Origin of the sequence: Lactobacillus equicursoris DSM 19284 = JCM 14600 = CIP 110162, from assembly GCF_001434815.1 — a bacterium.
Lineage (GTDB): Bacteria > Bacillota > Bacilli > Lactobacillales > Lactobacillaceae > Lactobacillus > Lactobacillus equicursoris.
This window is the reverse complement of the sequence record NZ_AZDU01000170.1, coordinates 1-234: the sequence shown is the minus strand read 5'-3', so window position 1 is coordinate 234 and position 234 is coordinate 1. Positions and strand designations below refer to the sequence as shown.

The window sequence follows — 234 nt, the reverse complement described above, 5'->3', positions numbered from 1 at the left end:
AGAAAACTACTCCAACTAAACCGGAAGAAAAGAAACATGAAGAAAAGAAAGAACCTAAGTTTTGGAAAGGCAACACCGAAAACGCCTTTGCTTACTCAATCACGACTGGCTTCTTTGTAGGTGCAGCCAACATGATCTTTTTGCACTGGAGTTGGCACCCGGGTATTGTCTCCATGATTTTGATCTTCTTGATCGTGGGAACTAATCCAGCCTTTGCAGACAAGCGAACTCCTG

1 pseudogene is annotated in these 234 nt (G+C 43.6%); it reads left to right on the top strand.

The annotated features are described in order from the left end of the window. Positions 1–234: pseudogene (locus FC20_RS10985) on the top strand (hypothetical protein); the annotation flags it as partial.